Source organism: Candidatus Methanocrinis alkalitolerans, assembly GCF_029167205.1.
In the GTDB taxonomy this organism is placed as follows: domain Archaea; phylum Halobacteriota; class Methanosarcinia; order Methanotrichales; family Methanotrichaceae; genus Methanocrinis; species Methanocrinis alkalitolerans.
Genome location: NZ_JARFPL010000034.1, coordinates 1 through 25,492, shown reverse-complemented (window position 1 = coordinate 25,492; position 25,492 = coordinate 1). Strand labels below are relative to the sequence as shown.

Here is a 25,492-nt window from a genome sequence, read left to right as displayed (position 1 = left end):
TCTCTGACGGGCTATAGAACCGAATGTCTCCCTGGTCAAAGCCGCTCAGATCATCGGAGAAGTCTGCAGTCACGGTGATCTCCTGGGACGATGTTGAAGTGTCAACAGCTTTAGGATCGAAATCGAAACTCGCTACAGTAGGCGGCGTTGTGTCTCCTATCGATTCTACTTCAAACTCAGTAGGAAAGCCCAATGCTGCCATCTCATTCCCAGAAAGGTACTTCGAGTTTCCGACCTTATCCCTGAGCCACATGTGGCTGAGCTTCCAGGTACCTTGCTCGCTATACTGAGGAAGATCGATTTTGTACTGGTAAGTCCCTTCAATCTCGTCTCCTGAGATTCGATTATGAGAACTGAACCATGCACCGATTGACTGACTCTCTGACGGGCTATAGAACCGAATGTCTCCCTGGTCAAAGCCGCTCAGATCATCGGAGAAGTCTGCAGTCACGGTGATCTCCTGGGACGATGTTGAAGTGTCAACAGCTTTAGGATCGAAATCGAAGCTCAGCACGCTCGGTGGTTCTGTATCATACTGCGCGCAGATTGGTTGAACTAGAAAAAGAGAAGCCAACAATACCAGTAAGCAAGACGAACCTGACACTTTTTCTCCCTCTCCACTTTCAAAAGGTCCATCGCACTATAAGCTTTCCGCTCAGCTGCGCCATCAATTTATCCGTCACACCGAAGCTACCGAACCGGCTTCAACGCCAGTAGTTTAAGTAGTTCCATCGCTTAGATTTCGAACCCCTCGTAACTCTTGGTCGCGTACTCAGATTACTGAATAGCGCTAACGGGTGACGTAATGGCTGTTTGGCGGAAAATACGTCCCTTGAATTCGATTCGAGTGGCGATTTTCAGTAGATCGAGTACGCGACCCAAGCTTTCGGCCTCATCGTTGACTATCTACTGGCTCGCACCGGCTTCTGGAGCCGTCGAAGGTCTCGCGCCTTTCTCAATATAACAAACTATATGACTCCCTTAAAACCTATCCCGGTTGATGATCTTCCAGATCTTGGACGCCAACTACGTCTACGACGCCGATGGCTTCCCGGTAGTCCAGCTCTTCGGGACGACCCCCTCGGGTAGACCCATCACCGTCCAGGCCTCTGGATTTCGCCCCTACTTTTACGCACGCATCGACGAAAAGAGGATCGACTCCGCCATCGAGGTGATCAGGGCGATGGGCCTCTCAGCCGAGGCGGTGGAGCGGTTCCGCCCCGTCGGCTACCAGAGGCGGCCCGCAAAGATGCTGAAGGTCGTAGCCAAAGACCCCAAGTCCGTCCGGGAGTTCAGGGAGTCGGTCCTCTCCGTCCCCGGAGTCCTGGAGGTCTACGAGACGGACGTCCTCTTCAAGAACAGGTTTCTCATCGACCTCGACCTGGGGGGGATGAGGTGGACGGAGGTGGACGCCGAGGAAGTGGGTAAAGGGGAGTGGAAGGAGAGAGAGGAGTGGAAGGTCGCGATAATCGGCCCCGTCCCTCATACCGCCCTGCGGCCCGCGGGGGCCGGTCCGGCGGTGGCCGGAGAGGAAGAGAGGGGAGGGGCGGGGGAAAGAGCGGCTAATGGAGAGGCTGAGAGGGTGAAGGTTTCCGGGGCGGAGGCAACGGGGGGCGCGAAGGCGATCCCCAACGCCCCCCTCCGCACCATGGCCTTCGACATCGAGTGCCTCCCCCTGAACGGAGCGATGCCGCATCCGGAGACGTCGCCGGTGATCATGGTCAGCCTCGCCTTCGACCCGCCTTACAAAGGGCGAGAAGACCTCGTCCTCGTCGGCCGGGAGGTCGACTGCCCCCGGGGAGACGTCCTCTGCTGCGGGGGCGAGAGGGAGATGCTCTCCCGGTTCGTCGAGATCGTCAGGGACTACGACCCCGACGTCGTCGCCGGCTACAACTCCAGCGAATTCGACTTTCCGTACCTGGAAGAGAGGGCGAGGAGGCTGAACCTGGACGTCCGGGTCGGAAGGGACGGCGGCCCCTGGCGGGTGAGGAAGATCGTCAACCAGACCCGGGTCGAGATCACCGGCAGGGTCGTCGTCGACCTCCTGCCCCTGGTGAGGTCGTCCTTCAGCCTCAAACGCTACACCCTCAGGAACGCGAGCCTCGAGCTTCTGGGGGTCGAGAAGCACGACGTCGACCCAAAGGAGATGGAGGCGCTCTGGGCCGCTTCCGGCGACGATTTCGCCCGGCTCGTCAGCTACTCCCGCCGCGACTCCTACCTCGCCCTCCACCTCCTCACCGACCTGCAGCTCCTCGACAAGTACATCGCCCTCGCCCAGACGAGCGGGTCGCTCCTCCAGGAGGTGATCGACGGCGGCCAGACCGGGATGGTGGAAAACTTCCTCTTTCGCAAGTTCCAGGAGCGGGGGAGGGTCATCCCCCCAAAGCCCGACGCCGACCTCTCATCGGCGAGGGCGGCCCAGAGCTCCGAGCTGAAGGGGGGAGCGGTCCTGGAGCCGAAGAAAGGGCTCGTCGAGGACGTTCTCATCCTCGACTACCGCTCCCTCTATCCGTCGATCATGATGGCCCACAACCTCTGCTACTCGACGGTCGTCACCGACGAGCGGCCGGCGTCCGGGGAGGTGGTGAGGCCGCCCTCGGGGGGGGAGTTCGTCCTCCCTTCGGCGTCGCCGGGGATCGTCCCCGGGGTCCTCTCCGACCTCCTCGCCCAGAGGACCGATATCAAGGGCCGGATGAAATCGGCTTCGGCGGAGGAGCGCAGCATCCTCGACGCCCAGCAGTACGCCCTCAAGATCCTCTTAAACTCCTTCTACGGCTACTCCGGCTACGCCCGGGCGAGGCTCTACAGCCTCCCCCTCGCCAACGCCGTGACGAGCTTCGGCAGGTCCAACATCCTGAACACCAAGGGAATGGTCGAGGAGATCGGGTCGGTCTACGTCCGGGACGGCAGGGCCCTCCTCCCCGAGGAGATGGCCGCCGCGGCGGGCGACACCTTCCCCGCCGGCGTAGAGTTCAAGCGGTTCGACCTTGAGGTCGTCTACGGCGACACCGACAGCGTCTTCATCCGCCTCAAGCCCTTCGGCGGCCGCGGGGTAAAGCCCGCCCTGGAGGAGGCGGAGCTGGTGGGAAAAAAGATCTCCGAGACGGTGACCTCCCGCCTGCCGCCGCCGATGGAGCTCGTCTTCGAGGCCTTCGCTCGCCGGGGGCTCTTCCTCGTCAAGAAGAGGTACGCCCTCTGGGTCTTCGAGAAGGCGGGCGGAGAGTGGCGCGACAAGATCAAGGTCCGGGGGATGGAGACGGTAAGAAGGGACTGGTGCGAGCTGACGAGCAAGACCCTCAACCGGTCTCTCGAGCTCGTCCTCATGGAGGGGAAGGTCGAGGAGGCCCTCGACCTCGCAAAGTCGGTGATCGACCGCCTCCAGAGGCTCGACCTGCGGAAGGACCCGGAGATCCTCGAGGACCTGGTCCTGACGAGGAGGTACACCAAGAGCACGGCTGCCTACAAGAACAAGCAGCCTCACGTCCAGCTCGCCGAGAAGATGAGGGCGAGGGGCGGCCCCGTCCCGCAGGTCGGCGACCGGATCCCCTTCGTCATCGTCCGGGGGAGGGGGCTCTTCGTCGACCGGGCTGAGGACCCATCGTACGCCCTCCAGAACGGCCTTTTGATCGACACCGACTACTACATCAATAAGCAGATCTTGCCGCCGCTGCTGCGCCTCCTCTCCCCCTTCGGGGTAACAAAGGAGCAGCTCGTCTGCTCCCCCGAGCAGCAGCGGCTCTTCGACCTCGCGCCCCCCCGGGCGGCGGCGAAGGGAAGGGCTCCGTCGGCGGCCGGAGGGACGGGCGAGGGGCAGGAGCAGAAGCAAAAGTCCCTCTTCGACTTCTGATCTGCCGCCTTCGTTCCCCTCCCCCCTTCCCACCCTCCGCCACCGGCCTCAGCCGTTGATCTTCTGCAACAGCCACGCCATATTCGAGCCCAGGACCCTCATCGTCTCCATCCCCTCCGCGTCCGCCTCCACCTCCCCGGGCGCATGGCCGAAGCCGAGGTTCCAGTAGCTCGATCCGGGGACGACCATCTCGCTGATGAAGAATAGGTGGTTGATCGAGTCGAAGGCGTGGATCGCCCCGGCCCTGCGGACGGCGACGACCGCCGCCCCCACCTTCCGCCGGAAGAGGCCGCCGTTGGCCCTGGCGACGAAGCCGGCCCGGTCGATGAGCGCCTTCGTCTCCGCCGAGACGTCGGCAAAGTAGGTCGGCGAGGCGAGGATGATCCCGTCGGCGTCGATCATCCTGGCGATGCATTCATTGACGATGTCGTCGTCGATGGTGCAGCGTCTGTCCTTATTCGCGACGCAGCCGCGGCAGGCGGTGCATCCCCGGATCCGCTCTCCCGCGAGCTGGACAAGCTCGGTCTCTATGCCCTCTTTCTCCAGCTCTTCGAGGACCCTTCGCACGAGGATGGCGGTGTTTCCGTCCTTCCTCGCGCTCCCGTTGAAGGCGACGACTTTCATTTTTATCTAACTCCTTCTATATCTCCTGCAGCTCGCAACAAACCTCTCCACCGGGAAGGTGGAGAAGTGGGTGTGAAGGTAGCTTCCCAGGGTCTCGTGCTCGAGGAGGCCGTCTTTGTTACCATCGATCCCCTTCCCGCGCCGGAACCGGTAGGCAAACCTCGCGTCCCTCGCGCAGTCCATCTTCGAGTAGTGGAACTCGTGCCCCCGGATCGCCGATCCTCTCGCGACGACGGGGTTCTCGGATACCACGTCCCCCTCGACGTAGCCGAGGGCCTGGAGCCTTCCGGTCATGGTGGTGGATGCGGGGAGGACCCCGGCCATTTTGTTCTCAGAATCGCCGTCCTTCGATACCACCGACTCGCAGAGGTACATCAGGCCGCCGCACTCGCCATAGACCGGCATCCCAGACTCGGCGGCCTTCTTTATCTCACGGCGGGTCGGCGACTCCTCCAGCGGTCCGGCATACAGCTCGGGGTAGCCGCCGCCGAGGTAGAGGCCGTCGGCTTCGGGGAGGGGGTCGCGGATGGGGCTGAAGAACTCGATGGTGGCGCCGAGCCTGCGGAGGACCTCGAAGTTCTCGGCATAGTAGAAGCAGAAAGCCTCGTCGTATGCGATGGCGATTCTTATCCTCTCGCCCTCCAGGTCCGGCACCGTCTGCGCCTCCTGCTCGGGCTCCGCCTCCGTCTCCGACGCCGGGACCTCGCAGCCGAGGTCGAGGATCCCATCGAGGTCGGCGTTCTCCTCGATGAAGTCGGCGAGGGCGTCCAGATCGTGGCGGCTCTCAAATCCCATCTGGAGCCCCAGGTGGCGGCTGGGTAGCGTTATCTCGCCCCGCCTGGGGAGGGAGGCCAGGATCGGGATCCCCAGGGGCGCCAGCGCCTCCTCCAGTAGGCTGCGATGCCGCTCGCTTCCGACCCGGTTGAGTACGAGCCCCGATATCTTCACGCCGGGGTCGTAGCTGGCGTAGCCGAGGGCCATCGCCGCGGCGGACCGGCTGGTCCCGTGGACGTTCATCACCAGGAGGACGGGGGCCCCGAGCGCCTTGGCGACGTGAGCCGAGGACGCCACCTCCGTCGAGTCGAGGCCGTCGTAGAGGCCCATGACGCCTTCGATGACGGCGACGTCTGCGCCCCCGACGCCCCGGGCGAAAGAGCGGCGAACGCCGCCCTCCCCCATCATGAAGGTGTCGAGGTTTCGCGACGGCCTGCCGCAGATGGCGGCATGATGAGATGGATCGATGAAGTCCGGCCCCACCTTGAAGGGGGCGACGACGTGACCCCGCCTCCTCAGGGCCGCCATCATCCCCAGGACGACCGTCGTCTTCCCGACTCCGCTGTGAGTCCCCGCGACGAGGACGGCAGGTATCATGACCCTCCATCGGTCAGGGGGCTAATTTACTCTTTCGAGAGGGAATTTAGAAGGAGGGTGAATTTAGAAGGTCCCGGGGCGGGATCCGGGATCGACGGAGGAGGGAGTTGCGAGACTGACTGAGGAAGGGACTGCAAGACAAACTCTATAACCGCTCCCGTCTTCAGACGACCATGCGAGTCGGAGTCGTAACCAGGGGCAAATACGGCGAGCGTCTCATCGAGACGATAAGAGAGAGGACCGACTTCGAGGTCGTCTCCATCGCCATCCCCCAATCGTTGCCGGATTTCATAGAGGACCCCGAGGAGTTCCTCGACTCCCTCGGCCTCGACCCCGAGTTCTTCTCTTCAGATCTGATCATCACCTACTCTCTCCACCCCGACGTCACCCCGGAGATCGCCGTCCGGGCCGGAAAGGGCGGCTCCGAGGCGGTGATCGTCCCCGGCGGAATTGGAAGGGCGGGGTCGGCGCCGGAGCTACAGAAGATCGCCGACCGTTACGGGATCTATATCGAGGTCGATGAGATCTGCTGCACCCTCAAGAAGTGCGGTGTCGAGGCCGTCGACGCCTTCGCCGAGAAGCTCGGCCGCCCCCGGCTGCAGGTGGAGGTGGAGGATGGGAAGATATCGAGGGTCGATGTCCTCCGGGGCTCCCCCTGCGGCAGCACCTGGCACGTCGCCCGGGATATCGTCGGGGTCAGGGTCGAAGACGCCCCGCCCCGGGCCGGCCTCCTCTGCCAGATGTACCCCTGCCGTGCTGTCCGGGGGGGCGAGGGGGGGATACATACCTCCGGCGACCTCCACAAGTACGCCATGGAGCGGGCCCTGGGGCTTGATGCCAGGCTCAATATCCCGGACCAGTCGAGGGCGATAAAGATCAGGGGGAAGGGCCGGCCTTGAGGCGTGAAGACCTGGTCTGCGCGACGGTGGCGGTCCTGGCCGAAGCCGAGACCGTCCTCCCCTCATGGGTCGAGGAGGCGATAAGGGAGGCGGTCGAAAGGGAGAGGAATCCCATCGCCCGGTCCCAGCTTTCTGCGATCCTCGAGAACATCCGTATCGCAGCCGAGGGCGGCGTCCCCCTCTGCCAGGATACGGGCCTTCCCGTCTTCTGCCTGGAGATCGGCCGGGACCTCTCGATACCCCCCTTCCTCGAGGAGGCTATCGCCGAGGGGGTCCGCCGGGCGACCGAAGAGATACCCCTCCGCCCCAACGCCGTCGACCCCCTGACAAGGAAGAACAGCGGCGACAACACCGGCCCGGGGATGCCCGACATTATCATCGACCTAGTCCCCGGGGACTGCTTGCGGATCACCGCCTTCCCCAAGGGGGCGGGGTCGGAGAACGGCTCCTTCCTCGCCATGCTCAACCCCGCCGACGACCCCCTCGATTTTGTGGCGGAGGAGGTGGCGAAGCGGGCGGGCCGGGCCTGCGCTCCCGTCTTCGTGGGGGTGGGGATCGGCGGGACCTTCGATCTTGCGGCAAGGCTCGCCAAAAGGGCGCTATTGCATATGCCCGGAAGCTCGGATCTGGATATGGCCCTTCTGTCTGAGATAAACCGGATCGGGACCGGCCCCATGGGCCTCGGCGGCGACACCACAGCCCTCGCCGTCAGGATCGAGACGGCGCTCTGCCATACAGCATCGCTCCCGGTGGCGGTGAACCTTCAGTGCTGGGCGAACAGGAGCAGTTCTGCGACGGTGAGGGGTGACGGATGGAGCATCGACTGAGGACGCCGATATCGCAAGACGAGGTGGCGGCCCTCAGGGCCGGAGACCTCGTCTGGATCAGCGGGACGGTCTATACCGCGAGAGACCGGGTCCACGCCCTCCTCGCCACCGGAGAGGAGCTCCCCGTAGACCTCGTGGGGGCGGTCATCTACCACTGCGGCCCCCTCATCCGGGACGCAACCGTCCTCTCCGCGGGCCCCACCACCAGCGGGAGGGTCGGCAGGTTCACGAGAGAGGTAGTCGACCGTGGGGTGAGGCTGATCGTCGGGAAGGGCGGGATATCTGAGGATGCGGAGGCGCTCCGGGGAAGGGCCACATACCTCGCCTACCCCGGCGGCTGCGGGGCTCTGGCGGCACGCCACCTGTTGGTGAGGCGGCTTCACCTCCCCGACCTCGGGATGGCAGAGGGGCTCTGGGAGCTGGAGGCGGAAGGCTGGGGGCCGATGATCGTCGCCATCGACTCTTTCGGAGGCGACCTCTACAGGGAGGCGAAAAGATCGGAGATGAGAAGCGAATAGAGCTGAGGCGGGCGGCCGAAGAGGTCCGGTACCTCCTCGATCGGGGATACCCGTCGGGGCCTGCCGTCAGGTTCGTCTCCGACCACCGCCGACTCCCCCGGGAGGATAGGTTCGTCCTCACCAGGGTGGCGGTCCCGTCCGCCGTCGCGAGGTCCCGGCGAAAGAAGCGGACCCCCATAAATGAACTCTCCGGCAGGACAGTCGCCGTCGACGGCTACAACGTCCTCATCACCGTCGAGAGCCTCCTCGCCGGCGCCCCCGTCTACCTCTGCGACGACGGCTTCTTGCGGGATGTCCGCGGGATCTTCAGAAGGTATCACCTCTCGGATATTACAGACCAAGCCCTATCGGAGATCTTCTCGCTCCTCAAAGAGTCCGGAGTCGGCGGGGCGATGGTCCTCCTGGACCAGCAGATCAGCAGGAGCGGAGAGCTGGCTTCTGAGATCAGGGAAAGGATGGCCGAACTCGGGGTTTTGGGGTCCGCGAAGACGGCGCCGGACGTGGACAGGAGGCTGAAGAGGGCAAAATCTCCTGTTGCCACCGGTGACGGCACCATCATCGACGCCTCCGCAGAAGCCGTCGACATCCCAGGAGAGGTCGCGAATAGAAGGGGGATAGAGCCGATAATCCTCTGATTCTCGATCCCCCTCGATAGTATACGGCCCTCTTTATGTCCGAGCCTACTATAGTTATTTATTATATCCCGGATCAAGAGAGTACAAGCTAAGTCATCGGCAATGTAGGGGGTAAATCCGAGATGAATAAGATCAAGTTTATTCTGGCCTTCTTTGCGGTCATATCGACCGCGTCGCTGGGCGGAGCCATATGGTTTCCCTTCGTTCCCTTAAGCGACCTCACCATGGCCAAATCCGTGAACGCCAACTGGGATCCGGTATACAGAACCTATTCCTTCTCTCCCCAGGACGACCAGGCCGTCTCCTGGATCAGGTTTGCAAGAGACCTCAAGCCTCACGAGCTGGAGTGGTGGTGGTACGCGCCGAATGGACAGCTCTACGCACGATCCTTCGCCGTAGTCCCCCCCAAGGACTTCAGCAGCGGCGACTGGGAGGGAAAAGCCTGGAGCGCCATCCAGATCCGCGGCTGCGACGCCGCTAGGATGGAGGGGGCCTGGAGGGTGGACATCTTCAGAGACTGGATGAAGGTCAAGACCGTATCCTTCAATATCGGCAGCCAGTACGTCTCATGTTAGCCTCTTTTGGCTGACGCGTTTCAGGGATCCGGCCGATATCCCAAGAGGCATCAGCTCTGGCTTTATCCCCAAAGGGAAGCTTTAAAGTATATCATCCCAAATGGCAGAATTGTTTCAGACTTCGATCTTAAGCGTTCTTGAGGAGACCGCCTCTGGGGGATCTGGCCTCTGGAGATATGGAGGCCGCCGCCCGGCGGATCGTCAGGACTTCTGATGGGATGGACGGCCTGAAAGGAGGATTTGTTAATGATGATATCCGTAGCCAGCGGCAAGGGGGGAACCGGAAAGACCCTGGTGACGACTAACATGGCGGCATCCATCGGAGGGGTGGATCTGGTGGACTGCGACGTTGAGGAGCCCAACTCCTACCTCTTCTTCCCCGACCTGGAAGAGATGGAGAGCTCCGACTGCACCGTGGCCATCCCATTAATAGACGAGGAGAGGTGCACCAGATGCGGCCGATGCTCGGATTTCTGCGCCTACAACGCCCTCGCGGTCTTTCCTCAGCAGGTCCTTCTCTTCCAGGAGCTCTGCCACGGCTGCGGCGGGTGCGCCCTCCTCTGTCCCAAGGGGGCGATCTCCGAGGGGACGAGGGCCATCGGCAAGATTCACAGGGCTAGATCCGGAGGTGTGAGGCTCCTCTGGGGCGAGCTCTCCGTCGGGGAGCCGATGGCTACGCCTCTCATAAGGTCTGTAAAGGCTGAGGCGAAGGGCGACCTCGTCCTCATCGACTCGCCCCCGGGGACTGCCTGTCCCGTCATCGAGGCGGTCCGGGGCAGCGACTTCTGTCTCCTGGTCACCGAGCCGACCCCCTTCGGCCTCTACGACCTGTCGATCGCCGTCCAGGTGGTGAGGGGGATGGAGATCCCCTGCGGCGTGGTGGTGAACAGGTCTGGCATCGGCGATCGGGGGGTTTACGACTACTGCGAAAGAGAATCGATCCCGATACTCCTGGAGATCCCCATGAAGAGGCAGATCGCAGAGCTCACCTCCCGGGGGGTCCTCTTCTCATCCGTCATGACCGAGTGGCAGGAGAAGTTCGTTCATCTGCTCGGAAAGATCGAGGAGGCGGCGAAATGAAGCAGCTGGTGGTCATCAGCGGCAAGGGCGGCACCGGGAAGACGACGATGGCCGCATCCCTCGCGTCCCTCGCCAGAGGAGAGATGGTGGTGGCCGACTGCGACGTCGACGCTCCAGACCTCCACCTCCTCCTCCAGCCCCAGGTCCGGGAGACGATCGACTTTTTGGGGCTGCAGGCCGCCGTCATCGATCCCGGCAAATGCACAAATTGCGGCGAGTGCGAGAAGGCCTGCAGGTTCGACGCCATCTGTGACTTTGCCGTCGACCCTGCCGCTTGCGAGGGGTGCCGGGTCTGCACCATCGTCTGCCCATCGGAGGCGGTCACCATGGTCGATAGGGTCTCAGGCCATGCTTTCGTCTCCGATACCCGGTTTGGGACGATGGTCCACGCCGAGCTTCTTCCCGGCGAGGAGGCGAGCGGAAAGCTGGTGGCTATGGTGAGAAAGCTTGCATCGAAGGCGGCCGAGAGGGAGGATAAGGAGCTGGTCATCATCGACGGTTCTCCAGGGATCGGCTGTCCCGTCATCGCCTCCATCACCGGGACCGACCTCGCCCTGGTGATGACGGAGCCCTCCATCTCCGGGGTCCACGACCTCGAGCGGATCCTCGCCGTCACCGAGCACTTCGGGGTGGAAGCCCTCGTCGCCGTCAACAAGCACGACCTCAACCCCGACATGACGGAGGAGATCGGCGAACTCTGTCGCGACCTGGGCGTCGACCTGGTGGGAAGGCTCCCCTTCGACCCCGGCGTGGTGGGGGCTATGGTCCAGGGGAAGACCCTCGTCGAGGTAGAGGGTCCCGTCGGCGATGCCATCCGGGAGGTCTGGAGCCGGATAAGAATGAAGCTCTGATGCTGCCGATCCTGCGCGGCCCGGATCCCCCATCTCCAAAAATTCCGGCCATCAGGAGTAGAGCTTGAAGGTGAGGGTGGAGACGTCGCTCTCAAGATCGTGCTCGACCCTCTCCAGGGCGGCGAGGATGTGAGCGGTCTTGTGGAGCCCCGCCACGATCAGCCCGCCGATGGGGCAGAGGGGATGGGAGAGCCCCGCCTCGATCTGCCGGTCGCTGGCGGGAGCAAAGAAGCAGCCTCTGATGGTGACGACTATCCGGCCGTCCTTCACCTCGAAGGAGGAGCCTGCGATCGCCCCCGAGGCCTCGAGGGTCTTCATGAAGCAGCTGATCTTCTCCTCTCTCGTATCGAACTTCGGCATGTCGCACTCTCTGAACTGCTCCATCTCCTCCCATAGCCTGGTTCCGATGGCGACGGACATGATCATGAGGCCTCCGGCCCCCTGGGTCGCCTGGATCGCCTCGGCGGTGGTGGATACGAAGGTCATGATGAACTTCCTCTGGTCATCGCAGAAAGTGACGGGCTTCTCGCCATCTTCCATGATATCTACATCTCGGAAAAACGTTATAAATTTGCCGTTCCATCCTCCCCCGGGTGTTGAGACTTGAACGAGCTCGAATTCGGCGGCAAAACAAAGGAGCCAGATGTGAGGATGCTCCGCGACATGGACGACGTCCTCTACGACAAGAAGTGGGCGATAGGAGCGGAGAACCTGGAGCTCTACTACATGTATCGGGACCTCTTCCTCAGCAGGAGGGACGGCGACCTCTTTGTTGAGCAGGGGATCAGGTACGACATCACCATCATACCGCCCCTGATGCTGGGGAGGGAGTACGTCAAGACCGCGGGCCACTACCACCCCCTCGTCCCTGGAGAGACGGTCACCTACCCCGAGGTCTACGAGGTCCTGGAGGGGGAGGCGACCTACCTCCTCCAGAAAGAGGACCTCAGCGATGTGGTGGTGGTGAGGGCGATGGGCGGCGACAAGGTCATCGTCCCTCCGGGTTACGGCCACATCACCATAAACGAGTCGAACAAGAGGCTGAAGATGGCGAACTTCGTCGCCAGGGGGTTCTCGTCGATATACGACCCAATAAAGGAGAGGGGCGGTGGCGCCTACTTCCTCACCGAAGACGGCTTCGTCGAGAACCCGAGGTGCGAAGAGGCGGCGCCGCTGCGGGAGATCGAGGTCCCGAAGGTGAAGTCTCTCGGCCTCTCACGGAACCGGGAGATCTACCCCATCGGGAGGGAGCGTGGGAAGCTCGACTGGCTCGTCCGCCCCCAGGACTTCGCCGATCTCTTCGAGGGGTTCCTGGACTGAGGGGTGAGAGGGCGTGGACGGATCTGCGGATGGGAAGGGCCCTGGAGGTCCCAGGTGCGCAAGTTGTGAAAAGACCGCAAGACTCGGCGACAACATCAGAGACAACCGCGGCGGCAGCCTGCGAGCCTATGCGCAGCTCCTCCGCCCGCCTCTCGCGCCGATGGACATCGCCCTTCCGGGGGCGGCGGCCCTCCTGGCGGTCTACGCCACCGCCGGGACCCTCCCGGCGGCCTTCCCCTTCGCCATCGCCACCCTCGGGGCTTACTTCGCCATCACCAGCTCCTACGTCTACAACGACTGCTGCGACGTCGACGTCGACGCCGTGGGGATGCCGGGCCGCCCGCTGCCGTCGTCCCAGGTTTCAAGGTCGGCGGCCCTCGCCTACTCGGCCCTCTTATTCGCCTTAGCGGCCGCCGTCGCCTTTTACCTCAACCCTGAAGCCCTCGTCGCCCTCATAGCAGCGACCCTGATCATGGCCGTCTACTCGAAGGCGGCGAAGAGGACGACCCCCTTCTCCTGGGCCCTCGTCGGCCTCTCCTTCGGGATCGTCCCGGTGGGGGTCTGGCTCGCCATGGCCCCGGCCGGCTTCTTGAAGGAAGGGCCCGGCCTCCACGAGGGGGCGATCATCCTCGGCGCCATGATCTGCATCACCGACTGGGGGTTCACCAACTGCGACGCCTCCCGGGACGTGGATGGGGACCGGCGGGAGGGGATCCCCACCTTTCCCGTGACGTATGGCATCCCCCTGACGGCAAAGCTCGTCGCCGCCGCCTGGGTCGTCGGGGTCATTCTCTCAATAGCCCTGGGGGTCGCCACTGGCCTTGGGCCGATCTACTTCGCCGCGGCCCTGGCGGCGGGAGGGTGGATGATCGCTCAAACCGTAGGCTTCGTGAGGACCCCGACGGCGGAGCGGGGGGAGAGGACCTTCTACCAGGGGGCGAACTACCGGGCGGTCCTCTTCGCCGCCCTGATCGTCGACGTGCTTCTGCGGGCGACGGTGGCGGGGTATCCTGGGGTCGTGGGGTGAGGAAAAGCCTCGATGATTCCTAGAACCTTGTCCCTGTTATCGTATTGCTCGAATGCGAAAAGAGGTTTTGCTGTCGCGGCCTCAAGATGAAAATCCAAAGACGTCCGCCCCTTTGCGCGCTGCGCCGATGGTGCCGCGGACTATCTCGAAACTAGACGAGACGGACGTCCCGCTTATCCTTCACCCGATCATGCAGCCTCTTGTCGAGGGTGAGAAGCGGCAGGCGCTCCCGCTCCGCCGCCGCGAGGAAGAGGGAATCATAGAAGGATATCTCATCGGTAACGGCGATTTCGAAGGCCTCCACCAGAAGGTCGGAGGAGTTGAGGATGGTGCATGTGGTGCCGATGAACTCCAGAAAGTCCCGGAGAGCGTCCAGAGCCGTCTCTTTCTCCTCGCCGGAGAAGGTGACCCTCTTCCAGGCGACGTTCCCCACCTCGGCGACCGCCAGGTCCAGGGTTGTCGGGTCGAATTCGGCCGCGATCTTCAGGGACCGGGGGGAGGCCTCCTCTCTGAAGAAGATGGCGGCGATGACGCTGGAGTCGAAGAACGCCCTATCTCGCATCTCTCTCCTCTCTTATCATCGATGCTGCGCCCTGGCGGCTCTCGATCTGCTCATTCCATCGGGCCTCTGCCCGGTCCAGGAGGCTCTTCTTCTTTTTATCCCGGACCATCGCCTCCACCATCTCTCTGATCTCGGCCTGCCAGTCAACCTCGCTCATCTCGTCCATCATCCGCCGGACTTCGCTCTCAATACGGATGCTGTAAACGGCTGTTGACATAAGGATGTGTTTACAACGATTGAATATAAGCTTATCGACGACATCGCAGTTTCGCTAGCTTCCAATGTGCCAGGTATCCTACTGGCCGCGTCTTCGCTATCGAGCACCTAATACCTCAGAAGCGCCCCCACACCCTCCGAGGAGGCGAGGCATGCGTCCTCTTCGACGAACTCCACCTCGGCGCCGGTCCTCTCCGCCAGCTCGTAGAGCTCATTGACGACGTCGACGGTCGAGGTGGGGCCCCCGCAAATAGGGCATTCCTGCGGCCTCTTCTTCGCCTCCAGGGCCTCGCACCTCTCGCAGATCCAGCCGGGGATGGAGGCGTCCTTGAGGAGGACGAGGACGCTCACCCGCCCCGCCGCCAGGGCGGCCTTCGTCGCCTCGACCCCCAGGACGGCGAGGCCGCCTCTCCTGATCTCGGAGCGGAGCTCCTCCGCCCGTTCTTCCGACCTCGCCCTCTCGTCGGCGAGGGCGATCTCGTTTCCCGCCTCGAGCAGCTCCCTCTTGGTGGCGTCGATGGAGAGGTCGACGACCCCCAGGACCCTCTTTCCCATCTCCGCGGGGAGGATATCCAAAAGCTGGCTCTTCGCCTGGCCGGGGCCCGCCACCACCAGACCCCTCGTCTCCTGGCCGGTGCACGACTCCAGGAGGTCCTCGGCCACCTCTGAGAGGAAGGACTTTATCGCCCCCTTCCGGAGGCGGTTGAACCTCATCTGGGACCACCCCCCCTTCTTGTGCTTGTTCATCAGGTCGGAGGAGAGGCTACCCACCGCCTCCGGGACGTCGGAGCGGACGCAGAAGAAACGCGCCTCCCGGGAGTCGAGGAGGAGGAGGCCGTAGTCCATATAGTCGTCCCGCAGCTTCGCCAGGGGGAGGAGGAAGGGGGAGGTGTCCAGGACCATCGTCCGATCAGGCTCGACCCCGATCCTGTAAACGGCGAGAAGGGATCCGGGGGCCGAGGCGAAGACGATCCTCCCCCGCTCGCCGGGGATGGGTTTCCAGAATAGTCGGTCTATGACGACTTCCATCGTCTCTCGAAAAGACCCTTTGAGGTCCACCGGGAGGGCTTCCTCGATCGCCTTCGACCTCCTTGCGACAAAGGTGCGGTTTTCGGTCCGGTCCTCCCCCGAGGAGGTGGGTAGGTAGACGGAGAGGTATACGTCCCTCTCGTCCCGGAGCTCTGCCAGCTCCCGGATATCGATCTTCGTCACCGGGGTCAGAGCCATCTCATCGACCCCATCAAACTCGTCACCGCTCTCCATGAAGCCGGTACTGGCCTGGGAGGAGAAAAGATTTTCCTGTAGCTCCGATGCCGCCGAAGAGAGGGGGAGGCAGGAAGATCGGATCAGCCCTCGGGGGTAGGCGGAAGCTCCCTTTTGTGCCTTCCGCCCTCGATCCTCCTAAAAATAAGCCTGAGCTTATCGGCTCCGAACTCCTCCGCCAGATCCTCGCTTTCCCTCCCTTCCTCCAGGCCCCGGAGGATGGCGTCGGCGTCGGCGTAAGATATCCCCAGCTCCTCCTCGTCGGTCTGGCCGGGCCAGAGGCCCGCCGTCGGCGCCTTCTCGATGATCCTGTTGGGGACGCCCAGCTTCTTCGCCAGGGCTCTCACCTCGTCCTTGTAGAGGCCTGCTATGGGGAGGATGTCGGCGGCGCCGTCGCCGAACTTCGTCGAGTAGCCGAGCATGATCTCCGTCCTGTTCCCGGTGCCCAGGACGAGGCGGTGGAGGAGGTTTGCGTGCCAGTAGAGGATCGTCATCCTCACCCTCGCCTTCAGGTTTCCTTTGACCACCGGCGGAGCTTCGGACGCCGGAAGGGCCTCGAAGTAGCCGCCCAGAACCCCCGATATATCGATCTTTTCCGTCTCGATCCCCAGGATCGATGCGACCTTTCTTGCATCCTCGACGTCCTCCTCCGGCGTCACTCCCGCCTCGGGGAGGAGGAGGGCGAAGACCCGGTCCGGCCCCAGGGCCCGGGCGGCGAGGAAGGCGACGGTCGCCGAGTCGAGGCCGCCGGAGAGGCCCAGGACCGCACCTTCTGCCCCGGTCGCCTCCACCCGATCCCTTATGAACTCCACGATGAGGTTTTCTGCATCTTCTTTTGCCATCGATCGTCGGTATATAACTCTCAAATAAAGTACTTTTTCTGCAGAACCTTCTGCACAACCTTTATGTTCGATAAGCTGGTGGGTGAGAGCAGAAATTAGACGAGGAATTCGTGTTATGCGACTTTCGATGGACTTGGAACTGCAGGACATACCGGGACAGCTGATGCAGTCCCTCGAACCGTTCAAGAAGTACAAGGGCAATATAATCAGCGTCGTCCATCACCGAGATCGCAAAACTCCCCGGGGGACGGTCCCCGTCCAGATCGTCTTCGAGATCGATCCGTCAAATATCGAGAACATCAAAAAGCACCTGGAGGATAACGGGATCGTGGTGGTCCGCGCAGGAGAAGACCGGTTCATCGAGGAGACCTCGGTCCTCCTCATCGGCCACGTCCTCCACAGCGACCTCGGAGATACCATCAACCGGATCGACTCCACCGGCTTTGCGGAGGTGGAGGATCTCTCCCTGCGGATGCCTGGGATTGAGGAGCCCTCTTCCGCCTACCTGAGGATCAGGGCTACGGGCAAAGAGGAGATAGGAAAGTCCCTGTCCATCCTCCGGCATGTAGGGGCAGAGAAAGATCTCCTGGTGATAGAACCTATCGAGGCTGAGAAGATATGAGAGAGGTGAGGATATCTCTGGTGGGGTTCGGGATAGTCGGCCACGGCGTTCTGGAGGTCGTGAGACGAAAGTGGGGGCTTCTGAGAAAGATGGGGCTGGACATGAAGGTCGTCTCCGTCACCGACATCAACGGAACCCTCTTCGACGAGACGGGGATAGACCCCCAGAGGCTCCACGCTGCGAGAACTCTGGAGGGGATAGCAAACCTCGATATCATCGGGAAGGAGGCGATCCAGAAGGTGGACTCTGACCTGGTGGTGGAGGTGACCCCCACCAACATCGTCCACGGCCAGCCCGGCCTCGGCCACATCGAAGAGGCCCTATCTTCGGGAAAGCACGTCGTCACCTCCAACAAGGGGCCCCTGGTGGTGGCCTATAACCACCTACAGGAGATGGCCCAGGATAACGGCGTGATGCTCAAGTACGAGGCGACCGTCGGCGGGACGATGCCCCTGATCAGCCTCGTCGAGAAGAACCTGGTGGGAAACGAGATCCTCGGCATCCGGGGGATCTTCAACGGCACCTGTAACTACATCCTGACCAGAATGATGGAGGAGAAGTACACCTACAGCTACGCCCTCACCGAGGCCCAGGACCTCGGGATCGCCGAAGCTGACCCCGCCTACGACGTCGACGGGATAGACACCGCCGGAAAGGTCGTAATCCTCGCCAACTCCATCTTCGGGATGACCGCCAAATACGAAGATGTCTCCGTCACCGGCATCAGGGAGATCACCCCCGAGGCGCTCAACCTCGCCTGGGAGAGGGGCTACCACATCAAGCTGATAGGCGAAGTTCCGGCCCTGACTGTAAAGCCTATGCTAGTTCCGAGGAGAAGCCCCCTCGCCGTCGGCGGGACCCTCAACGTCGCCTCCATCGAGACCGACCTCTCGGGGACGATCACCGTCACTGGCCTGGGGGCCGGCTCCATCGAGACCGCCAGCGCCATAGTCTCCGACATCGTCAGCATCTACACCTCAAGGCAGATAGACGGCTGAAGTACGGACCATGACCACCTTTCTCGGGTTCGCAGAGCTCTGTAGTAAGATCGAGGGGATCGCCGGCTCCATAGAGAAGGCCGAGATCCTCGCCTCCTTCCTCTCGGATCTGGACGAAGCCGAGCTCGCGATCGTCCCCTCTTTTGTCACCGGCTCGCCATTTCCCGCCAGCTCCGAGATCCTCCTGGGGGTGGGGCCTTCCACCCTCTACGACGCCCTCTCCAGGGCGAGCGGGTCTTCGACGACGGAGATCAAGGATATCCTCCGGAGGACTGGGGATGTGGGTGCCGTAGCCGCCGAGGCGATTGGCAAGAGGAGGCCCTCCACCCTCTCCTCCTTCATCGGCGGCGATAGCCTCTCGATCCTGGACGTATACTCGCGGTTTCTGCAGATCGCCCGGGCATCGGGGAGGAGGAGCCAGTCCGTCAAGGCAAAAAACCTCCAGTATCTGTTCAGCGAATCCAGTCCCCTGGAGGCGAGGTACATCGCGAGGCTCGCCCTGGAAGATATGAGGATCGGTGTCGGAGAGGGAATCGTAAGAGACGCCATCGCCAAGGCCTTCGGCGCAACCCCGGCAGAGGTGGAGCGGGGCTACAACTTCACCGGCGACCTGGGGCTCGTAGCCCGGAGGGCGAAGGAGGGGAGGCTTTCGGACCTGAAGGTGGAGATCGGAAGGCCCATCAAGATGATGCTCGCTCAGATCGGGTCGGGGATACCCGGATCCCTTGCCGAGATGGGGACGGCGGCCGTCGAGTGGAAGTTCGACGGTTCCAGGGTCCAGATCCACAAGAGGGGGGACGATGTCGAGATATTCTCCCGGCGGCTGGAGAGGGTCACCCGCTCCCTCCCCGAGATCGTAGCCTCCATAAGAGAGGGGGTTAGGACCGAGTCTGCCATCCTCGACGGAGAGGCGGTGGCCAGGGGCGAGGACGGAAGGCCGCTGCCCTTCCAGGAGATCCTGAAGCGGTTCCGGAGGAAGTACAAGGTCGAGGGGACGGCGAAGAAGATCCCTCTGGAGCTCTTCCTCTTCGATATAGTATACCTCGACGGCCATCCTCTCATCGACGAGCCCCTCCGGGAGAGGAGGAGGATCTTGGAGGAGGTCGCAGATCCGAAGATCCTGGCAGCCCAGACCGTCACCTCCGACCCCGAGGTGGTGGCCGGGATATATGAGAAGGCCGTCGCCGCAGGCCATGAAGGGGTGATGCTCAAGAGCCCAGCCTCCCCATACGCTGCGGGGAAGAGGGGGAAGAACTGGGTGAAGATCAAGCCGGTGATGGAGACCCTGGACCTCGTCGTCGTCGGCGCCCGGTGGGGGGAGGGGCGGAGGGCGACGTTCCTCGGATCCTTCAGGCTTGCCTCCCCGGACCCGGATACGGGAAGGCTCGAGGACGTGGGGTGGGTCGCCACGGGGATCAACGACGAGATGCTGGCGGAGCTGACGGACCTCTTCCGCGACCTCGTCCTCGTCTCCGGGGAGGGGATGGTGGTGGAGGTGAAGCCGGAGGTTATCTTCGAGGTGGCCTTCGAAGAGATCCAGAAGAGCAAGAGCTACTCATCGGGGTACGCTCTGAGGTTTCCAAGGCTCGTCCGGGTGAGGGACGATAAGGCCCTCGAAGAGGCGGACTCCCTAGAGAGGGTGGCCTCCCTTTACGCCACCCAGAGGGGGAGGAACGGCCCCGGGTCGGGCTAGATCTATCTGATGGAGAAGGAGTTGTTCGTTTTGTTATTCAAGAAGCTGAGCGAATTGGGTGAAGAGGAGGGCTCGGCCCTCCTATCGAGGGGCATCGACGTCCAGTCCGTCATGCCGACGGTGGTGGAGATAGTAAACGACGTCCAGGAGAGGGGGGACAGGGCCCTCTGTGACCAGACGGAGAGGTTCGACGGCGTCCGGGTCGGCAGGTTCAGGGTCGGCGAGGACGAGATCGAGAAGGCCGATGAAGAGGTGCCAGAGAAGCTTAAGAAGGCCCTGGAGATCGCCGTCGAGAACATCGCCGCCTTCCACCATCAGCAGCTCGACCGGGACCTCTGGATGACGCAGACCTCCCCCGGGGCGATGGCGGGACAGATGATCGTCCCCCTCGACTCGGCGGGAGCCTACGTCCCCGGCGGGAGGGCGGCCTATCCCAGCTCCGCCCTGATGACCGTCGTCCCTGCGAAGGTCGCCGGCGTCGAGCGGGTCGTCGTCTGCACCCCCCCTGGAAAGGACGGGAAGGTGAGCTCCATCACCCTCGTCGCGGCCCAGATGGCGGGGGCGGACGAGATCTACCGGGTCGGAGGCGTCCAGGCGGTGGCGGCGATGGCCTTCGGGACCGAGACTATTCGGCCTGTCCAGAAGATCGTGGGGCCGGGGAACATCTACGTCACCGCCGCCAAGCTCCTCCTGCGGTCCACCGTCGAGATAGATATGCCGGCGGGGCCCAGCGAGGTTCTCATCATCGCCGACTATACGGCGGAGCCCGAAGTCCTGGCATCGGATATGATCGCCCAGGCGGAGCACGACCCCCAGTCGATATCGGTCCTGGTGACCGACGATGAGGATCTCGCCATCGCCACAAAGGTTGAGGTGGAGAAACAGGCTAAAGAGGTTGCCCGGCGTGAGATCGTGAAGAAGAGCCTGGCGAAGAGCGCCATCCTGAAGGCGGGATCTACGGAGGAGGCGATAGGCTTCTCCAACAGCTTCGCCCCCGAGCACCTGGAGATCATCGTAAGAGATCCCATGACGGTCTTGAGACAGATCAGAAGCGCCGGAAGCGTATTTCTTGGGCCGTACACGCCGGTCGCCGCCGGAGATTATGCCAGCGGCACAAACCACGTTCTTCCGACGTCGGGGTACGCTAGGGTCTTCTCGGGGCTGAACGCCGACGCCTTCGTAAAGAAGATCACCGTCCAGCAGATCTCTAAAGACGGCCTGCGGCTCTTATCCGACGCCATAACCGTCATCGCCGAAGCGGAGGGGCTGGCCGCCCACGCCGAGTCTGTGAGAAAGAGGCTCGTCGAGAGAAAGCCGGAGAACCTCTGAGATCCCCGGATCTGGCCGGGTTTTCGCCAGGATAAGCCTCGACCGAGGCAGCGGGAGGCGGGGCAGCAGATCGTCGCCTCATCCACCCGTTTTCAGGCGTCTGTCATCTTTCGATCCGACCCCCTTCCTTATGGCTTCACTTCTCCACCTTCTCCAGGTCCGCCGAGAGGTCGCCGGTGAGGTCGACCTCGAAGAACTCTCCTGCCGTGGGGAGGGCCATGAAGATGTTGGGGGTCAGGTCCAGCTCGGCCTCGGCCCCTTCCACCCGCAGGTCGAGGATGTGGCCTCCAGCCTTCCGATCATCGGTGATGAAGTGGAGGTGGCTTCCGGGGACGTTTATCCCCGCCGCGAACTTGGGGGTCCAGAACCCGACGATGGTCCCGGAGGCGTTCTCAAACTCGAAGACCGTCTGGCGGGCGGTGACGTCGACGAGGAGGGGGTAGGGCCTCTCCTGGGCGGGGACGGACCTCGTCCTGACGTAGGGGAAGGTGCCGTCGATCCTGACGGCGTAGAAGGCGTTCTTCGACGGGAGGGAGGCCTCCAGGATCCCTACCAGCTCCGTCAGGTTTGCCGCCTCCTCGATCAGGACCGTCTCGTCATGGTCGAAGAAGGTGACGGAGGCGAAGGGGGTCGTCAGATCGTCGGATACGACGTAAGCGACTCCGTCCTCCTTCACCTGGTAGCATATGCCGTCGAGGAGGATCATCTCCCCTGCGAGCTTATCGAAGGTCCCTATGCCGAAGTCGCCCTTCTCCTTCAGTTCGCCCACGGAGAGGACGCCGTCGTAGACGGCCAGGAGGAGGGCGTCTATCGTCGATACCTGGAAGAGGACCTCCCGGTCCCGATCTATCGAAAGTCCCGTCTCCTCTGCGGCGGCCGGGAGGGCCGCGAGGGCCGCGAGGATGAGGATTAAGGCTGGAAGAATTGGATATCGAGATATTCTCATGAGGATCACATCCGCAGAACGGCGTCTTCGTCGCTTTGTCGTCTGCCGAAGATCACCATCATCGATAGGGGATAAATTCTTCGACCGGAGGTCCTCGGGATCATGAAGGATGATCCTCCGGCCTCGAAACGGCTTTATCGAAGGGGCGATCTCCCATGACCGGACTATAAGAGAGACGGGGCAGCGGCCCCGCAGACGAATCAACTTCAAGGATGGTCATCATATTGAGAGAATACTTGCTCGGAAACGTCGCCATCGCCAGGGGCATCCTGGAAGCGGGGGCGGGGGTCATCTCCGGCTACCCTGGAACCCCCTCCTCGGAGATCGTGGAGCATCTCGCCCCCCTCGCCGAGGAGCATAGGATCCACGTCGAATGGTCTGTGAACGAGAAGGTGGCGATGGAGGTGGCCATCGGCGCCTCCTGGACGGGGACCCGGGCCGCCGTCACCATGAAGCACGTCGGCCTCAACGTCGCCGCAGACCCCTTCATGACCCTGCCTTATCTCGGCGTCGGGGGAGGGATGGTGATCATCTCCGCCGACGACCCCTACTGCCACTCCTCTCAGAACGAACAGGACTCCAGGCGTTATGCCGCGTTCGCCCGGGTCCCCTGCCTCGACCCCGCCGACCCCCAGGAGGCTAGGGATATGACCCTGCGGGCCTTCAGCCTCTCGGAAGAGTTCGGCCTTCCGGTGATGGTGAGGCCGACGACGAGGGTCTCCCACGCCAGGGCGACCGTCGATGTGGGGGCTCCAAGAGAGAGGAAGGCGAGCCCGGGCTTCGAGAAGAACCCACCTCGCAGGGTGGCCCTCCCCGTCCACGCCCGCCCCCTCCATGCCGAGCTTCTGGATAAGCAAGCAGAGATCGAGGCGGCTCTCGCGAAAGAGGCGTGGAACAGGTCGCAGATGAGGGGTGATGTGGGGATCATAGCCTCAGGGATAGGGGGGCTCTACGCCGAGGAGGCGATCGCGGAGCTGGAGGCAGACGTCTCCCTCTTGAGGATAGGCGCCTACCCCATCCCCAGGACGATCGTCGGCGACTTCCTGGAGAAGGTCGACCGCATTCTGGTGGTCGAGGAGATGGACCCCGTCCTCGAGGAGTTCGTCGAGATGGTGGCCAAGGAGAGAAACCCCGAGGTGGAGATCCTGGGCAAGAGGTCTGGGCATATCCCGAAGGTCGGGGAGCTCGACCCCCTCACCGTCAGGAAAGCCATCGCTCGCATGATGGGCCTTCAACAGAGGGGCGCCCCGACGATGAGCCCTGAGGTCCTCTCCATTCTGCCGCCGAGGCCCCCGGCCCTCTGTCCCGGATGCAGCCATAGGGCCTCCTACTACGCCATGAGGAAGGCCTTCGGCAGGGACGCCGTATATCCAAACGACATCGGCTGCTACACCATGGGGGTTGGGATGGGGACCGTCGACAGCTGCCTCTGCATGGGGGCGTCCATCACCGTCGGTGCCGGGATCAGGTTCGGGGGCGAAGAGCGGGGGATATGCGCCGTCCTGGGGGACTCCACATTCCTCCACTCGGGGCTCACCGGCCTTCTCAACGCCGCCTACAACGGGGCGAGGATGACCGTCGCGATCCTCGACAACTCCATCACCGCCATGACCGGCCACCAGCCCCATCCCGGCGCGGGGCGGACGGCCACCGGCGATATCTCCCCCACCATATCCCTCGAGGAGATCTGCCGGTCTCTGGGCGCGGGGCTCGTTGAGACCGCCGACCCCTACGACCTCGACTCCATGATAGAGACCTTCGAGAGGGCGAGGGATCATCCGGGCCTATCGGTGGTGGTGGCCAAGCAGGCCTGCGTCATCAGCGAGATGAGGGCCGGGATCAGAAGGCCCATGCTGAGGGTAGACGAGGAGAAGTGCGGCGGTTGCAAGCTCTGCGTTAGCTTCGGCTGTCCTGCCATCGAGTTCGACGGAAAGGTCGCCAGGATCAATGCCCTCTGCTCAGGCTGCGGGGTATGTGCAAAGATATGCCCTCAGCAGGCTATGGAGGTGGCGGAATGAGAACTTCGGATTGCGACGTCGTCATCGTCGGGGTCGGAGGCCAGGGGGTGATCCTGATATCCGAGATCATAGGCAAGGCGGCTCTTTCGGCCGGGCTATCGGTCCGGGGGGTCGAGACCCACGGGATGGCTCAGCGGGGGGGGAGCGTCATAAACCACATAAGGATCGGCTGCCGCTACAGCGCCATGATATCCCTCGGAGGCGCCGACGTCCTCCTGGCCATGGAGCCTGCGGAGGCGCTCAGGTACGCCACCTACCTATCCCCCGATGGGATCGCCCTGGTGAACACGACTGCGGTACTGCCGGTCACCGTCACCACCGGCCAGGCCAGCTACCCCGCCATCGAGGAGATCCTCGCACCCCTCTGGGAGGCGTCCTCTCGGGTCTATCCGATGGACGCTACAGGGCTTGCCGCCGAGGCGGGGAGCCTCCAGGCGACGAACGTCGTGATGCTGGGGGCCCTGGCCAGGCACATCCCCATCGGGGAGGAGGCGCTCCTCGAGGCGCTCTTCCAGACCGTCCCCGCGAGGTTTTTGGAGATCAACAGGAAGGCCTTCGAACTTGGAAAAATTGAAGTAGAATAGGCAGCAATTAGAGGACTATGGCAGAAGGCAAGAAGGAGAAGAAGACAGGAGAGAAGGAGAAGCCCGCGGCAGTCCCCCTGGGAGAGACGGAGGCGATCGACGCCCTGGCAGGCCCCCAGGTCCCCGAGGACCTCCCCGACGCCACCTGGACCGTCGAGCGGCTCGCCGAGGTGGTGGCTAAAGAGGGTAACATGCTCGTCAGGGCGAACGCCGTCAACGCCCTCGCCAAGAAGGGGGGTCCTGAAGTGGTGGAGCCCCTCGTCTCCGCCCTCAAGGACCCCGAGGACGTCGTCAAGGCTAACGCCATGGTGGGGCTCGCCGCCCTCGGTAGAGACCTCGTCCAGAAGAGGATGGCAGATCTCCTCATCGACGATGAAGCGAACGAGGAGATGAGGGGCGGAGCCGCCTGGGTCCTGGGGGAGATGATGGATGAGGAATCCCTCTCGATCCTGAAGAAGGCCGCCGAGGAGGACACGAGCCCCTTCGTTCGGGTCCACGCCAAGGCCTCGATCCTCGCCTACGAGCAGGCGAAGGCCCCCGGCGATAAGGAAGTGGAGAAGAAGTAGGACCGGAAGTGATCGTAGCTCAGGGGTTTCCGGACCGATCCGGGGGCCCCAACCCGCCTCAAAATCGATGAGGAAGAGAGAAAAATCAGTCCATTACCAGTCCATTACCAGTCCATTATCAGTCCATTATCAGTCCATTACCAGTCCATTATCAGTCCATTATCAGTCCATTATCAGTCCATTATCAGTCCATTATCAGTCCATTATCAGTCCATTATCAGTCCATTATCAGTCCATTATCAGTCCATTATCAGTCCATTATCAGTCCATTATCAGTCC

General features: G+C 62.7%; 26 protein-coding genes. 17 read left to right on the top strand and 9 right to left on the bottom strand.

The features are described from left to right. Positions 1-514, bottom strand: a 514-nt coding sequence (locus P0O24_RS09955; protein WP_449384945.1) for a DUF7035 domain-containing protein, incomplete at its 3' end; no start/stop codon positions are given. A gap of 486 nt (positions 515-1,000) precedes the next feature. Between P0O24_RS09955 and P0O24_RS09950 the strand changes: the two genes are divergently transcribed. Beyond that, positions 1,001-3,847, top strand: a complete 2,847-nt coding sequence (locus tag P0O24_RS09950) for a DNA-directed DNA polymerase (RefSeq protein WP_316969599.1) — start codon at positions 1,001-1,003, stop codon at positions 3,845-3,847. Between the two features lie 48 nt (positions 3,848-3,895). On the opposite strand, the gene P0O24_RS09945 is transcribed toward P0O24_RS09950, so the two are convergent. Together P0O24_RS09945 and P0O24_RS09940 are read right to left on the bottom strand one after the other, a co-directional pair. Next, positions 3,896-4,471, bottom strand: coding sequence for a flavodoxin family protein (locus P0O24_RS09945; protein ID WP_316969598.1), 576 nt, complete (start codon positions 4,469-4,471; stop codon positions 3,896-3,898). Positions 4,472-4,477: 6 nt separating this feature from the next. Continuing rightward, a complete protein-coding gene (locus tag P0O24_RS09940) occupies positions 4,478-5,842 on the bottom strand; it encodes a cobyrinate a,c-diamide synthase (RefSeq protein ID WP_316969597.1) in 1,365 nt (454 codons plus the stop codon). Positions 5,843-6,015: 173 nt separating this feature from the next. Here P0O24_RS09940 and P0O24_RS09935 point away from each other — a divergent pair, with 173 nt between their 5' ends. The 7 genes from P0O24_RS09935 to P0O24_RS09905 all read left to right on the top strand — a co-directional run bounded on the left by P0O24_RS09935 (position 6,016) and on the right by P0O24_RS09905 (position 11,227). Continuing rightward, positions 6,016-6,741: a DUF166 domain-containing protein gene (locus tag P0O24_RS09935; RefSeq protein ID WP_316969596.1), complete on the top strand. Its 726-nt coding sequence runs from the start codon at positions 6,016-6,018 to the stop codon at positions 6,739-6,741. Further along, positions 6,738-7,568 (top strand): fumarate hydratase, encoded by an 831-nt coding sequence (locus P0O24_RS09930; protein ID WP_316969595.1) that lies wholly within the window; start codon positions 6,738-6,740, stop codon positions 7,566-7,568. The genes P0O24_RS09935 and P0O24_RS09930 overlap by 4 nt, the downstream gene beginning before the upstream one ends. Then, entirely contained in the window at positions 7,553-8,086 is a 534-nt protein-coding gene (locus P0O24_RS09925; protein WP_316969594.1) for a fumarate hydratase C-terminal domain-containing protein, read from the top strand. The genes P0O24_RS09930 and P0O24_RS09925 overlap by 16 nt, the downstream gene beginning before the upstream one ends. Then, positions 7,981-8,721, top strand: coding sequence for a DUF434 domain-containing protein (locus P0O24_RS09920; protein WP_316969601.1), 741 nt, complete (start codon positions 7,981-7,983; stop codon positions 8,719-8,721). The genes P0O24_RS09925 and P0O24_RS09920 overlap by 106 nt, the downstream gene beginning before the upstream one ends. Before the next feature lie 122 nt (positions 8,722-8,843). Next, positions 8,844-9,296, top strand: coding sequence for a hypothetical protein (locus P0O24_RS09915; protein WP_316969593.1), 453 nt, complete (start codon positions 8,844-8,846; stop codon positions 9,294-9,296). 246 nt (positions 9,297-9,542) lie between these two features. Further along, positions 9,543-10,376 (top strand): ATP-binding protein, encoded by an 834-nt coding sequence (locus P0O24_RS09910; protein WP_316969592.1) that lies wholly within the window; start codon positions 9,543-9,545, stop codon positions 10,374-10,376. Next, positions 10,373-11,227, top strand: a complete 855-nt coding sequence (locus P0O24_RS09905; RefSeq protein WP_316969591.1) for an ATP-binding protein — start codon at positions 10,373-10,375, stop codon at positions 11,225-11,227. Before P0O24_RS09910 ends, P0O24_RS09905 begins: the two co-directional genes overlap by 4 nt. A 51-nt stretch (positions 11,228-11,278) precedes the next feature. Here the strand turns inward: P0O24_RS09905 and P0O24_RS09900 are convergent, their stop codons facing one another. After that, the gene (locus P0O24_RS09900; RefSeq protein WP_316969590.1) at positions 11,279-11,767 is read right to left on the bottom strand and encodes a hypothetical protein; all 489 of its coding nucleotides are present in this window, start codon (positions 11,765-11,767) and stop codon (positions 11,279-11,281) included. A gap of 63 nt (positions 11,768-11,830) precedes the next feature. Between P0O24_RS09900 and P0O24_RS09895 the strand changes: the two genes are divergently transcribed. Further along, the gene (locus tag P0O24_RS09895) at positions 11,831-12,547 is read left to right on the top strand and encodes a glucose-6-phosphate isomerase family protein (RefSeq protein ID WP_316969589.1); all 717 of its coding nucleotides are present in this window, start codon (positions 11,831-11,833) and stop codon (positions 12,545-12,547) included. Positions 12,548-12,707: 160 nt separating this feature from the next. Beyond that, positions 12,708-13,574, top strand: a complete 867-nt coding sequence (locus tag P0O24_RS09890; protein WP_394356763.1) for a UbiA family prenyltransferase — start codon at positions 12,708-12,710, stop codon at positions 13,572-13,574. A gap of 151 nt (positions 13,575-13,725) precedes the next feature. Here the strand turns inward: P0O24_RS09890 and P0O24_RS09885 are convergent, their stop codons facing one another. The 4 genes from P0O24_RS09885 to P0O24_RS09870 all read right to left on the bottom strand — a co-directional run bounded on the left by P0O24_RS09885 (position 13,726) and on the right by P0O24_RS09870 (position 16,457). Next, on the bottom strand, positions 13,726-14,136 hold the full coding sequence (locus tag P0O24_RS09885) for a type II toxin-antitoxin system VapC family toxin (protein ID WP_316969587.1): 411 nt from the start codon (positions 14,134-14,136) through the stop codon (positions 13,726-13,728). After that, on the bottom strand, positions 14,126-14,353 hold the full coding sequence (gene vapB, locus P0O24_RS09880) for a type II toxin-antitoxin system VapB family antitoxin (protein ID WP_316969586.1): 228 nt from the start codon (positions 14,351-14,353) through the stop codon (positions 14,126-14,128). The genes P0O24_RS09885 and vapB overlap by 11 nt, the downstream gene beginning before the upstream one ends. 107 nt (positions 14,354-14,460) lie before the next feature. After that, a complete protein-coding gene (locus tag P0O24_RS09875; protein ID WP_316969585.1) occupies positions 14,461-15,615 on the bottom strand; it encodes a baeRF10 domain-containing protein in 1,155 nt (384 codons plus the stop codon). A gap of 83 nt (positions 15,616-15,698) precedes the next feature. Next, positions 15,699-16,457 (bottom strand): NAD+ synthase, encoded by a 759-nt coding sequence (locus P0O24_RS09870; RefSeq protein ID WP_316969584.1) that lies wholly within the window; start codon positions 16,455-16,457, stop codon positions 15,699-15,701. A 115-nt stretch (positions 16,458-16,572) separates the two neighbouring features. Between P0O24_RS09870 and P0O24_RS09865 the strand changes: the two genes are divergently transcribed. The 4 genes from P0O24_RS09865 to hisD are packed head-to-tail and all read left to right on the top strand — an operon-like array spanning position 16,573 to position 21,099. Further along, on the top strand, positions 16,573-17,079 hold the full coding sequence (locus tag P0O24_RS09865; protein WP_394356762.1) for an amino acid-binding protein: 507 nt from the start codon (positions 16,573-16,575) through the stop codon (positions 17,077-17,079). Beyond that, positions 17,076-18,077 (top strand): homoserine dehydrogenase, encoded by a 1,002-nt coding sequence (locus tag P0O24_RS09860; RefSeq protein ID WP_316969582.1) that lies wholly within the window; start codon positions 17,076-17,078, stop codon positions 18,075-18,077. The genes P0O24_RS09865 and P0O24_RS09860 overlap by 4 nt, the downstream gene beginning before the upstream one ends. Before the next feature lie 10 nt (positions 18,078-18,087). After that, positions 18,088-19,770 carry an ATP-dependent DNA ligase gene (locus P0O24_RS09855; RefSeq protein WP_316969581.1) on the top strand — a complete coding sequence of 561 codons (1,683 nt, stop codon included), beginning with the start codon at positions 18,088-18,090 and terminating at the stop codon, positions 19,768-19,770. Positions 19,771-19,779: 9 nt separating this feature from the next. Then, on the top strand, positions 19,780-21,099 hold the full coding sequence (hisD, locus tag P0O24_RS09850; protein WP_316969580.1) for a histidinol dehydrogenase: 1,320 nt from the start codon (positions 19,780-19,782) through the stop codon (positions 21,097-21,099). A 136-nt stretch (positions 21,100-21,235) separates the two neighbouring features. Here the strand turns inward: hisD and budA are convergent, their stop codons facing one another. After that, the gene (gene budA, locus P0O24_RS09845; RefSeq protein WP_316969579.1) at positions 21,236-22,045 is read right to left on the bottom strand and encodes an acetolactate decarboxylase; all 810 of its coding nucleotides are present in this window, start codon (positions 22,043-22,045) and stop codon (positions 21,236-21,238) included. A 224-nt stretch (positions 22,046-22,269) separates the two neighbouring features. On the opposite strand from budA, the gene iorA reads away from it, so the two are divergent. From iorA to P0O24_RS09830, 3 genes are read left to right on the top strand one after another with little or no spacing between them, the layout of a single operon-like run. Beyond that, positions 22,270-24,063, top strand: coding sequence for an indolepyruvate ferredoxin oxidoreductase subunit alpha (gene iorA, locus P0O24_RS09840; RefSeq protein ID WP_316969578.1), 1,794 nt, complete (start codon positions 22,270-22,272; stop codon positions 24,061-24,063). Then, on the top strand, positions 24,060-24,647 hold the full coding sequence (locus P0O24_RS09835; protein ID WP_316969577.1) for an indolepyruvate oxidoreductase subunit beta: 588 nt from the start codon (positions 24,060-24,062) through the stop codon (positions 24,645-24,647). Before iorA ends, P0O24_RS09835 begins: the two co-directional genes overlap by 4 nt. A gap of 17 nt (positions 24,648-24,664) precedes the next feature. Further along, on the top strand, positions 24,665-25,213 hold the full coding sequence (locus P0O24_RS09830; protein ID WP_316969576.1) for a HEAT repeat domain-containing protein: 549 nt from the start codon (positions 24,665-24,667) through the stop codon (positions 25,211-25,213). The last annotated feature ends 279 nt before the right edge of the window (positions 25,214-25,492 follow it).